At 33.6% G+C, this 10,896-nt stretch carries 10 protein-coding genes and 1 riboswitch; of the genes, 2 read left to right on the forward strand and 8 right to left on the reverse strand.

Features of this window, described 5'->3' with window-relative positions; translation table 11 throughout:
* Nucleotides 1-64: 64 nt before the first annotated feature.
* Nucleotides 65-180: riboswitch (FMN riboswitch) on the reverse strand.
* Between the two features lie 29 nt (nucleotides 181-209).
* The 8 genes from WMO18_RS07835 to WMO18_RS07870 form a co-directional block, all read right to left on the reverse strand.
* Nucleotides 210-947: a DNA alkylation repair protein gene (locus tag WMO18_RS07835; RefSeq protein ID WP_211147814.1), complete on the reverse strand. Its 738-nt coding sequence runs from the start codon at nucleotides 945-947 to the stop codon at nucleotides 210-212.
* A gap of 6 nt (nucleotides 948-953) precedes the next feature.
* A complete protein-coding gene (locus tag WMO18_RS07840; protein ID WP_022506084.1) occupies nucleotides 954-1,979 on the reverse strand; it encodes an alcohol dehydrogenase catalytic domain-containing protein in 1,026 nt (341 codons plus the stop codon).
* The gene (locus tag WMO18_RS07845) at nucleotides 1,976-2,710 is read right to left on the reverse strand and encodes an IspD/TarI family cytidylyltransferase (RefSeq protein WP_022506083.1); all 735 of its coding nucleotides are present in this window, start codon (nucleotides 2,708-2,710) and stop codon (nucleotides 1,976-1,978) included. Before WMO18_RS07845 ends, WMO18_RS07840 begins: the two co-directional genes overlap by 4 nt.
* 76 nt (nucleotides 2,711-2,786) lie before the next feature.
* The gene (locus WMO18_RS07850; RefSeq protein ID WP_211147813.1) at nucleotides 2,787-3,647 is read right to left on the reverse strand and encodes a LicD family protein; all 861 of its coding nucleotides are present in this window, start codon (nucleotides 3,645-3,647) and stop codon (nucleotides 2,787-2,789) included.
* Between the two features lie 15 nt (nucleotides 3,648-3,662).
* Nucleotides 3,663-4,724: a glycosyltransferase family 2 protein gene (locus tag WMO18_RS07855; RefSeq protein ID WP_022506081.1), complete on the reverse strand. Its 1,062-nt coding sequence runs from the start codon at nucleotides 4,722-4,724 to the stop codon at nucleotides 3,663-3,665.
* Between the two features lie 23 nt (nucleotides 4,725-4,747).
* On the reverse strand, nucleotides 4,748-5,503 hold the full coding sequence (locus WMO18_RS07860) for a hypothetical protein (protein ID WP_211147812.1): 756 nt from the start codon (nucleotides 5,501-5,503) through the stop codon (nucleotides 4,748-4,750).
* A gap of 7 nt (nucleotides 5,504-5,510) precedes the next feature.
* Nucleotides 5,511-6,878 (reverse strand): Sapep family Mn(2+)-dependent dipeptidase, encoded by a 1,368-nt coding sequence (locus tag WMO18_RS07865; RefSeq protein WP_211147811.1) that lies wholly within the window; start codon nucleotides 6,876-6,878, stop codon nucleotides 5,511-5,513.
* A gap of 15 nt (nucleotides 6,879-6,893) precedes the next feature.
* Nucleotides 6,894-9,290 (reverse strand): YfhO family protein, encoded by a 2,397-nt coding sequence (locus WMO18_RS07870; protein ID WP_211147810.1) that lies wholly within the window; start codon nucleotides 9,288-9,290, stop codon nucleotides 6,894-6,896.
* 135 nt (nucleotides 9,291-9,425) lie between these two features.
* Here WMO18_RS07870 and yfbR point away from each other — a divergent pair, with 135 nt between their 5' ends.
* Both yfbR and WMO18_RS07880 read left to right on the forward strand, forming a co-directional pair.
* Nucleotides 9,426-10,010: a 5'-deoxynucleotidase gene (gene yfbR, locus WMO18_RS07875; protein WP_211147809.1), complete on the forward strand. Its 585-nt coding sequence runs from the start codon at nucleotides 9,426-9,428 to the stop codon at nucleotides 10,008-10,010.
* Between the two features lie 128 nt (nucleotides 10,011-10,138).
* The coding region (locus WMO18_RS07880) for an LCP family protein (RefSeq protein ID WP_367286524.1) at nucleotides 10,139-10,896 on the forward strand (758 nt) is incomplete at its 3' end.

Here is a 10,896-nt window from a genome sequence, read left to right on the forward strand (position 1 = left end):
CCCACAATAAAAATTGTGGGGCAAAGAGCATATTAACAACACGCACCAAGGGTACGCAAAAAAAATTCATCCTCTTTCATCCGGACTATAACCGTCGGTATTGGAATTTCACCAATTCAACCATAATGGCTCGTGGACTTTACCACCGGTGGGGAATTACACCCCGCCCCGAAGACAACTATTCTGTTTAACTCTATTATAGCACTATGTTACAGTTTGTCAAGACTAACTTTCTTAAATGCCTTAATTTCTTCTTTATCCTTATCAGATACTCTTCTGCTATCTCTGATTTTGGAACAAGTCATTAAGAAGGTTTCTTTGTCATAATAATTCTTTCTAAGAAAATTAAAAACTTCATCTTTATGAAAAGCAAAAAGCTCAGCAGTAAGCCATGCTTTAGCCATTTTCACATAGTAGTGGTCATAATTAATATTCTTTAAACGAACTAAAATATCATCTAAATACTTCTTATCTTCCTTGTATTCAAACATTGTAATAATGCCGTAGCGAATTTCCCAAGGGTTATTACTGTTTAAGTATTTTTCTATATAAGAAAAATATTCTTCTTTATATTTCTTTAATTCAGTAAATTTACAACTGTCACATAAAGCCCAGTTGTTCATTCTTTTCACAAAAGATTCCATTAATGAGGAAAAGTCAGAGAAATTTTCTGTTTTAATACTACAAGTCACAATGCCATAAAGCATACTTTCCTCGTAATATTTATTTCCACAAACCTTGAGAAAACTTCTAGGGTTGCCTTTACAAATAGCTTTACCCAGCTTTCTCATTACAGGTACTCTTATACCGATGAAATATTCTTTGTCACAATTAGGTATCAGCTTACTGTGGAAATCTCTGTATTTTAAGTCAGCCTGACTCTTTAGATAAAGAATCAGGCTGTTATAATCCTCTTGTGTCCAGTTATCAATTATAAATCTGTCCATAATAATTTATACTTTCCATTCAAAAACTGTTTTAAAAGGTGTATTTAAGTCAGCAGCAAAGGCTCTGTGCATATCGTCAAAGTTTCTAACAGGTGCATCCTCATAAATAATAGAAGATAGTCTTCTCTTAATTCTCTGAGTTTCCATTAATGAAATAGCCTTTTCAAAATCTACTCTACCACTTCTTGAACAACCAACCATAGTAAAGCCTTTTTCAAGTACCATTCTTGTGTTGATAGCCACCATATTTTCCGATACACCCATAAGCAGTAGTGTACCTTGTGGGGAAGTGTAGTCAATCATATCGTTAATAGCATCCAAAGCACCTTCACCACCAACACATTCAAATGCATGGTCAATGTGTAAATCCTTAGGAATGTTGTATGTTAAAAATGTTTTTGTTACGAAAGAAAATCTGCTTAACTTTCTTTGGTTTTTACCGATAACATAAATTTTAGCCTTAGGGTATTCTGCTCTAAGTACTGTTGCAATAACATAAGATAAAGCACCGTCACCCCATACACCAAAGGCATCTTGTCTTTCATGAGCAACCTTTTTCATTCTTGCAACTGCATGACAAGCAACAGAAACAAATTCTGTAATTGCAGCAGTAGAAAGTGGAATATTGTTAAAAGGTATAACTCTGTCAGGGTCAATATCAACAAATTCTCTCATAAAACCATCAGCACCTGAACTTAGGAATTTGCTGTCCGGTCTGTAGTTTTCGTATATAAAGGAATTGTCTGCATTGTCAGTATTAGCCGGTTGATTAGGAATCATAACAACCTGCTGACCCGGCTTAAAGTGACCTGTTTTATCTATAATAACTTCACCACAACATTCGTGAATAAGTGCCATAGGAAGTTTCTCATTTAATACTTTAATATCACGATTACCTTGATAATATCTTTGGTCTGCACGACAAATTGACATATATCTAGGTCGGATAATTACTTTCTTGTTTATGTCAATATCTTCATACTTAACAGAAAAAAACTGTGGAGAAGTAAGCTGATAAATATAGTTAATCACCTGTCGTTTTCCTCCAACTCAACAACATTGCCACCAACAAGGAACTGAGCGATTTTGTAGTCGCTGATTGTTGTAATCTTAATGTTAGATGAGTTACCCTTTACTAGCTTAACAGGTGCACCCTTCATAACACAAATCTTACAAGCATCAGTTAGAATGTTCTTTTCGGATGGTTTAAGCTGACTGTATAGTTCCTTAAGAATGTTAATCTTAAATGTCTGTGGTGTTTGACCTTGATACATCATTGATCTGTCAGGAATAGAGTCAATCTGCTGAGCATCCTGAGAAACAACAATAGTATCAACTGCAGGAACAACAGTATCACAAGCACCGTAAGTTATAGCATTTTCAATATTTTCATCAAGAATTCTTAGTGTAACGAAAGGTCTTACTGCATCATGAGTAACAATAATGTTGTCCTCACTTTCACCGTAAGTCTTTTCAATATCGTTAATAATGTTAAAAATAGTATCGTTTCTATTTTTACCACCGAGTACTAGCTTGATTTTGTCTTCAAAGTCAAGTTCATATTTTTCCAGTAGATCAGACATATATCCTAACCAAGCCGGATTTACACCAATATATATAACATCAATTTTGGTACACATTAATAATTTTTCAAGTGTATGAATAATAATTGGCTTTTCGTCTAGTGGCAAAAACTGCTTTGGCATATTGCTAATATGCATTCTTGTACCACTGCCACCGGCGAGAATTGCTCCGAATACCATAGTAAAACCTCTTTCAATAAAAAATCGAATGTGTTATTAACTACGATATTATAACACATCCGATAAAATATTTCAATTATTTAGGCATATTTAGGCAAGATTTATTTAAATTCAGTGCAACTAGGTCGTGATGAGGCACTTGCTTATCCTCAGGAGGTAGTTCCATATAGTCACCAAAAGCTATTTTTAAGTAGGTGTCATATCCAACAGGAATAGGGAAAAGTTCACCTTCAAATGGTTCAAAAATTGCACTTTCAAAACATTCTTTAGGGTACTTATTCATCATATAATGTGGACCGGCACAAAGTTCTGTAATATATGTACATTCTTCAATAGGGTAGGCAGTCATCTTTTTCTCACAATGTTTCCAAATCTTTGTGCGAATTTTTCTGCCTCTAAAGATGCCAAGAAGAATTTTACTAAAGAATGCAACTGCACCACCATGCTTTTCCGGTACAACCTCACTCATAAATAGGGAGTAGAGTAAGCAGTGGAACAACTGCATATATCTCTTAAACTTACCGTCAGGACAACCGTCCAGTGGCATAATATCCATTACCAAACCATGGGGTACATCAATATTTTCTTGATTTTCCTTAACACAAGTGTATTTTGTATCAACAAATGTAGCAAAAATATTTCCTGTAAATGTTGAATTTACATCGGTTTTCAGTAGTCTGTATCTACCGGTATTGCCAACCTGCTTTGGCCATTCTTTTAAGAGAATTTCATAATCTTGTCTTGGCATAAATACATCAATATCATCATCCCAAGGGATAAAGCCTTGATGCCTAAGTGTTCCGATACAACAACCACCACAAAAATAAAACAGTAGGTTGTTTTTCTGACAAAATTCTTTAAATACTCTCAAGGACTCAAGTTCCTTTAGTTGAAGTTCCCTTATTGTTTCCTTTGAAAGTTTTATTGGCTGTGACATATCCTTATCCACCTATCATCTTTTAGTGTTGCTAATAATCTTTTCTTTTACTTCTTCAATCTGTTTCTTAGAGCTGTCATTTAAACTTTTTTTCCAGAATGGAAGTTTTATAAGTCCCACAACTGTACCTATACCGTAGGTTATGTGAAGTAAAGGAAAAATTAGTGGCAAAAGTACAAACTGAGGATAAAATTTCCTTACAATACAACAGGATACTGTATTTACAAGGTCAAACATACCATAAGCTATACCTAGAAGTATTAGGAAAATATGAATTCCAAAGCAAGAGAAAATTATGCTTCCCAGCAAAGCCATAACAAATACAAACGGTACAAAGTGAAAGTAGCTTAAACATTCCTTACATACACCAAGAGTTAAGCCAATCCAGTAACCGTTACCATACTTTTGCTTAATCATATTAGGCAGAGTGTTTCTTGTCATTTGATAAGAAATAATGTCAGGACAACAACATAACTTGTAACCGGCTTTTCTAATGCGATAGTGCATTTCGTTATCCTCAGTTCTGCCTAAGTCCTCGTTAAATCCACCAACTTTGGCAAAAACCTCTCTCTTATAAGCAGCATGAAACATACTGTCAACATATTCTTTTTGAACAGGTCTTCTTCTGTAGGAAGCAATAGATGAACCGAAAAGTGATTCTTCTGCTGCAAGAAGTGTCTGTTTCCAAGGTGACTCACCCAGTACAATGTTAGGTCTGCCACCACCGGTAACACTTTCACCTTCTTCAAGGTGCATAACATTCTTAGTAATAAAGTTCCTAGGAATACTTGCATGAGCATCTACTCTGATAATAATATCACCGGTAGCTACCTTTAAAGCCTCATTCCAACTGGAAGCTTGATTGCCTCTATTGTTCTGAACAATCTTAACATCCATAAAGCCGTAATGGGAATTCTTAAAATCATTCATCATTTCAAGTGTGTTGTCCTTAGAAAAAGAATCAACAAGTACAACTTCAATTTGATTATGAGGATAATCCTGATTTGATATATCCCTAAAAAGACCATTAAGAACTGCACCTTCGTTAAGTGCAATCATACAAATTGATACAGTCATAATCCTACCCTTTCAATAAACCCTTATTCTTGAATATACAAACTTGTAATCCATTTTCCGTTATTCATAAATGCAACTGTAATATAAGGTACAACGAAAACAAGTGGTACAATAAAAAAGCAAAGTAAAATATATGGTAGAAAAGAAAGTAAAATTTTTCTACAATCATTTAATTTATCGGAAATAAAGTTTAATCCCAATTTTATAATCTCTTCATTACTTATGCTTTCATCTTCAAAATAAACACAAGGTACTATTGTATATTTAATACACAAAAAAATTGTTGCAACAAAAGCCATTACCGTTAATGTAATAGCAAATGCAAGAAGTGCAACATATGATGTTATAGCAAAAAATACGAAAAAAATCAAGGCTGGAACAGTAAAAATCATAAAATAACCTAAAATTCTTACCATAATATTTAGGTTTAGGCTAAGACACTTGTTATACTTTTCTTTATTAAAGTAGTAAAAAATATCCTTTAATGAGTAGTCTTGATTTTTAGAAATTAGGTAACACATCCTAAAATATCCTGTAAATATAGGTGTGGAAAATAACCACACAACTACCAGTACAAGAGAAATAAATGACAGTACCCCTTGATAAAACAGAGTGTTTGTATTTACAAATAAGTTTATTATGTTGTAGATAACTTCATCAAGTATCATTAGCAGAACAGTAGGGAGGACAGCTATCAGAAAACCTCCGATAGCATTACCCCAATTATCCTTAGCAAGTAAGGCTAGTGACTGTTTCTTAATTGTTTGTTCAATGTTCATAATTTCCTCAGTCAAAGTTGCCTGTATAAAGTCTGTACATAGCCTCTAAGCAAATTTCTGCATGTTTAAAGAACTTTTCTTCATCAAGACTTTCATTAGCATTGTGCATATTGCTTGTGTCATCCTTAAATACAGGACCAAAGGCAACACCCTTATTGTCTAACATTCTTGCATATGTGCCACCACCTGTAGAATATAGCTCAGGTTCTTCACCTATAACTTCACTGTAAGCTGACTTTAGCAGTGAGATAATAGGAGCATTCTCATCCATATTTAGTGGCTTTAGGTGGCTAAGTACCTTAACATGAAGATTGTCTTTACTTGCAATTTTCTTGATTCTATACAGAATAACATTGCCATCCATTGTAACAGGATAACGAACATCAATCTTAGCTTTAGCTGATTTATCATCAATTTGAATTGAACCAACATTTACTGTTAATTCACCTGATATGCTGTCTCTCATTTTGATACCGAGGGAATTACCGTTAGTTTCAAGGCCGATTGATGAATTGATGAATGAACATAGTGAACCTAGCTGAACATAGTTAAAGTTAGATGCAAGTAGTTCCACAAGTGCAGTAGCAGCATTTTTACCTTTGTTAGGTACACAAGCATGACTTGCTCTACCGTGAGAAATAATCATAACACCGTCAATTGTGTAGTGAAAGTCAAAGTCACAGTCCATAGCATCTGCAAATCTTACTAGGTTGTGGTCGTCATATTCGCTACAGTCAACCATAGCATAAGCAGTATCAGGAACAATGTTTACTGCCTTACCTGCGTGAAATTCATTAAGTGTTGTACCGTCATTAGTTTCAGCAGTAATCTCAAGTTGTAAGATACCCTTTTCACATTGACAAATACCGTAGTCACTGTCAGGTGTAAAGCTATATTCAGGCATTTTTTCATTTTCAAAATATGTTTCCATATCCTTCATACCTTTTTCTTCATCTGTACCGTAAATAGCTCTCAAAGTGTTTTTACCTTCAACACCGGCATCTTTAAGTGCCTTTAAGCAGTAAAGGGTAATAAGTGCAGCACCTTTATCATCAGCAACACCTCTGCCGTAAAGTCTGCCGTCTTTTCTTGTTAATTCAAATGGCAGTGAGTCCCAGTTGTTACCTGCAGGTACAACATCAAGGTGAGTAAGTACACCACATAAGTCACCACCGTTGCCAAGCTGTGCATGACCTGCAATATTTTTAATATTCTTAGAGTCAAGACCAAATTCCTTAGCTTTATCAAGAATAAAGTTAAGTGCCTGTTCACAATCTCCCTGATTTTCACCTGAAATAGATTGGAAAGAAATTAAAGTCTTTAAGTCCTTTAGAATGTCCTCTTTATATTTTAAAATGTTTTTACCAAAATACATACTATTACCTCCAAATTATTTTTTTACTTTTCTCTTTCTATAATATAAGAAACCTATATATCCTATGTAAATAACACCGGAAATTAATGTAATAGCAAAACCGGCTGATAGTCCCGGAGTTTTGTAAGTAAACTTAATTTCACTGGTGGAATTTCCATCAACTTTAACAGCCATAAAGCTAACATTTACCTTTTCAATGTTAACTTCTTTACCGTTAACATAAGCACTCCAACCATCTTCATATGGTACAGAGAAAAATACTAAATTGTCTTTGCCTTTATTATCTATTGTAGCAGTAAAACCGTTGTTAATGTACTTAAAGTTTTTACAACTTTGATTTTTTCTGTTTTCACAATCTTTCTTGTATGAATTTTCATTATAAGTAAAGTTGCTTGAAATACCGGTATTTGAATAAGAGTCATTTTCGGTTTTACTATCCTTATATCCGGTGATTGAAGAATACTTCTTCATTTGTTTTTCAGAAAGCACCATAGCTTTCATAAGTGCTTTATCTCTGTTATTTGTAGGAATATCCTTAAATTCCTTACTTGAAATAAAGTCATTGTACATAAAGCCCATAGGTACATAATATTGATTTTCATAAATGTTAACACCGTTTCTGGTGTCCAGATATTTAAATCCCGGCATTTTAGTGTTGCCGTCTTCATCAATAAAGTTTTCATCATCACTAGGATTGTCAAATAAATACTTAACAGACAGTAAACCTCTTAAACCATAAAGCTCTGTATCAGGTCTTGATGCAACATCTCTTGCACTGTCAAAGGTAGGGTAGAAGTCCATAATTGAACCGGGTACTATACTTTGGAATGCTTGAATGTTAGGTATCTGCCAGTACATTCCCAGGTTGTCTGTACATTCATAAAAGTCACTTCTCACATTCTTAATGTCATCAATCTTAAGGTCTTTACCACCATTTAATGAGTAGTCAATGATAAAGCTTTTGTTAGATTGTAGCACACCTAAATATACTAAGTAGTTGCCATATACTGCAACTACTAATGCTAAAGCTAAGGTCAACATTCTCATCATCTTTTTTCTATTGTGAGCAAATGCTTTTAGGATAAATACAAATCCACACATAGAAATAAGTGCAATGCTACCGTAAATCCATAGCCATTCAGGATAATTCTCCAGTCCTAAAGTTGTTTTCTTGTCAGCTTCACTTGTAGTAGGCATTAAGCCAACAAGCAGAAGAATTGCAACAGTTACACCGGCAGAAATTCTTGTAGCCTTTAGCCAGTCAACCTCGGTATTTTCCATAGACATTACTGTTGCAAGAACCAAAATAAGGTCAAACATATAGAACCATCTTGCATAGTAATTCATATTAAATCCTTGGAAAGCTGCATTAAAGATTGGTACAAGTGCAATTACAATCAGTAGTGGAATTAATTTCTTTAACCAATGCTTTTCTTTAGTTTGTAAGAAACCTATAACACCTGTCATACCAACAAGAGGCAACCAACCTGCAATACTTGCCCAATTACCACCACTGTCAGGTGTAAAGTTAGGTCTTGCTGCAATATCAGGTGGGAAGAAGAATGATTCAATAATGTGTACATACTTCTGTGGTGTATCATATACAACTGCATTCCAACCGTTAGGCCATTCTGATAGTCTGTTGTTCTGAATAACAGACAGAATAGATGGCAGAAGAATTACAGCAGTCATAAAGAAACCTATAATAACTTCAAATGCTAATATCAGTAATTCTTTAAATTTAATTTTAGGGTAAGTCTTTGTACAAATTCTAAGTACCCAATAAATAATAACAAATACAACCTGACCTACAAAGAAATAGTAGTTCATTGTACAAGCTAAAAATACACTTAAAGCAACAATGCCTTTTCTCTTTTTGTACATATATTCATCAATAGAATACAGTAAAAGTGGGAAAATCAGTATTGCCTCATGAAAATGATTGAAAAATACATTGTAAACACTAAATCCACTAAATGCATATAGCAAAGCACCAAATACAGCAGTAGATTTGTTCTTTACATATCTTTGTAAGAAAAGATATGATGTAAGTGAGGCACAAGCAATTTTTAAAATTAGCAAAGGCCCCATAAGGTAAGGTACTGCACCTGAAGGGAACAGCAGTGTTATCCAAAAGAAAGGACTGCCAAGTAGATAGAAACTATAACTACCTACAAGGTTAGCACCAAGGTCTGTGGTGTTGCTCCACATTGTGTCACCATTCAAAATAGAATCGTGAACCATCTGATAAAATGGAATTTGTTGAGCATTAAAGTCACCGTAAAATACAAAGTAACCATTACCGGCTATCATATTTGGAATGAAAAACAAACTTGCAAATAAGATACCTAGAAGAAAGGCCATTAGTGCATAGTTCTTTTCTTTTCTATATAAAGATTTTCTTAAATTCATAATTATCCATTATTCCCCTAATTTGTTAAAAATTATTTACTATAAGTCTAAAATAGGATATAATATAACAACAGTATAACATATTATAAAGATTTTTGCATTATATATTTATAATTTTTTGGAGATGAAGTAAAAATGAGTAATAGCCACTTTTTTGCTATGATTAGCAGAATGAAATACATTAACCGTTGGGGGTTAATGAACAATACTTTTAATGAAAATATTAGTGAACATTCATTGCAAGTAGCAATGTTTACCCATTGTCTGATTTTAATGCACAATGATAAATTCGGTGAAAATCTAAATGCAGACAGAGGTGCAGTACTTGGAATGTATCACGATTCCAGTGAGATTATTACAGGTGACTTACCAACACCTATAAAGTACTTTAATCCTGAAATTTGTGATGCATATAAAAAGGTAGAAAATTTGGCAGAAGAAAGGTTACTTTCTCTTTTGCCACAGTCACTAAGACATTATTATGATGATATTTTACATTATAATGAAAAGGATGAACTTCTCCGGAAATATGTAAAAGCCGGTGATAAGATTTCAGCACTTACAAAATGTATGGAAGAAATCAAGGTGGGAAATAGGGAATTTACCGATGCCTTTGAAACAACTAAGAAGTCATTAGAAAATATGAATATGCCTGTAGTTGATGAATTTATAAAAGAATTTATCCCATCATTTCAGCTAACCTTAGATAAGTTAGAATAAGTGTATATAGTTCACATATAAAGCTACCTAATATTATATTTCTTTATTAGAATAAAAATCTTTTACTTTTGGTGTATAATGGTAGAAAATACGAAAGATAAGAGATTTTTACAGAAAGGAATAGTATTATGGCTTATCAGGGAAAAAGAGCAATTACTCCGGAGAAAAAGAAAAAAGAAAAAGTTATTAAGCAACCTACCAATGAACAGTCTATCGTAGTGGATAATGATGTAGTTGATATTTCTTCTAAGTCAACAAAGGCAGTTCATAAGAAGAGAAATACGATTATCCAAGTTGTTGCAATAGTAATGGCAGTAATTTTTGTTGCTTGTGGTGGTGCTTTGGTATATGCATCCTCAATTATCAGTTCAATTACCGATGACAGTGCAGATAAAGACACAAAGAATTATACAGTTAAGGACGACAGAGGTAACGGTGTTATCTCTGACAACAAACTTCTTGCTAATAAAGATGTGTTAAATGTTATGTTGTTTGGTCAAGATAATAAGGAGTCAAAGTATGATGCAGGTCGTTCAGATACAATGATTCTTGTGTCAGTTGATGTGGTACATAAGCAAATTAAATTAACCTCATTCTTAAGAGATACTTATGTTTATATTCCGTCAGGTGATGATTTTGAAGGCTGGTATAAACTTAATGAGTCATATTCTCATGGTGGAGCAAAGCTAACAGTAAAGACTATTGAAAGTAACTTTGGTATTAAAATTGATAGATATGCTATTGTTGATTTTAGTGGATTTAAGGATATTATTGATGCCTTAGGTGGTTTAACAATTCCTATTACAGGCAATGAAGCAAGATATATTAATGCACAGATTGAACATAACAATCAGAAATGTCCTAAGGTAGCAAAGAAGTATTGTAA

This window comes from Ruminococcoides intestinihominis (assembly GCF_040096285.1).
Taxonomy (GTDB): Bacteria; Bacillota; Clostridia; order Oscillospirales; family Acutalibacteraceae; genus Ruminococcoides; species Ruminococcoides intestinihominis.

What these genes read in the sequence shown, in the direction of transcription:
- WMO18_RS07835 (WP_211147814.1), bottom strand. Translation starts at nt 947, where the DNA reads ATGGACAGATTTATAATTGATAACTGGACACAAGAGGATTATAACAGC.
- WMO18_RS07845 (WP_022506083.1), bottom strand. Translation starts at nt 2,710, where the DNA reads ATGGTATTCGGAGCAATTCTCGCCGGTGGCAGTGGTACAAGAATGCAT.
- WMO18_RS07850 (WP_211147813.1), bottom strand. Translation starts at nt 3,647, where the DNA reads ATGTCACAGCCAATAAAACTTTCAAAGGAAACAATAAGGGAACTTCAA.
- WMO18_RS07855 (WP_022506081.1), bottom strand. Translation starts at nt 4,724, where the DNA reads ATGACTGTATCAATTTGTATGATTGCACTTAACGAAGGTGCAGTTCTT.
- WMO18_RS07860 (WP_211147812.1), bottom strand. Translation starts at nt 5,503, where the DNA reads ATGAACATTGAACAAACAATTAAGAAACAGTCACTAGCCTTACTTGCT.
- WMO18_RS07865 (WP_211147811.1), bottom strand. Translation starts at nt 6,878, where the DNA reads ATGTATTTTGGTAAAAACATTTTAAAATATAAAGAGGACATTCTAAAG.
- WMO18_RS07870 (WP_211147810.1), bottom strand. Translation starts at nt 9,290, where the DNA reads ATGAATTTAAGAAAATCTTTATATAGAAAAGAAAAGAACTATGCACTA.
- yfbR (WP_211147809.1), top strand. Translation starts at nt 9,426, where the DNA reads ATGAGTAATAGCCACTTTTTTGCTATGATTAGCAGAATGAAATACATT.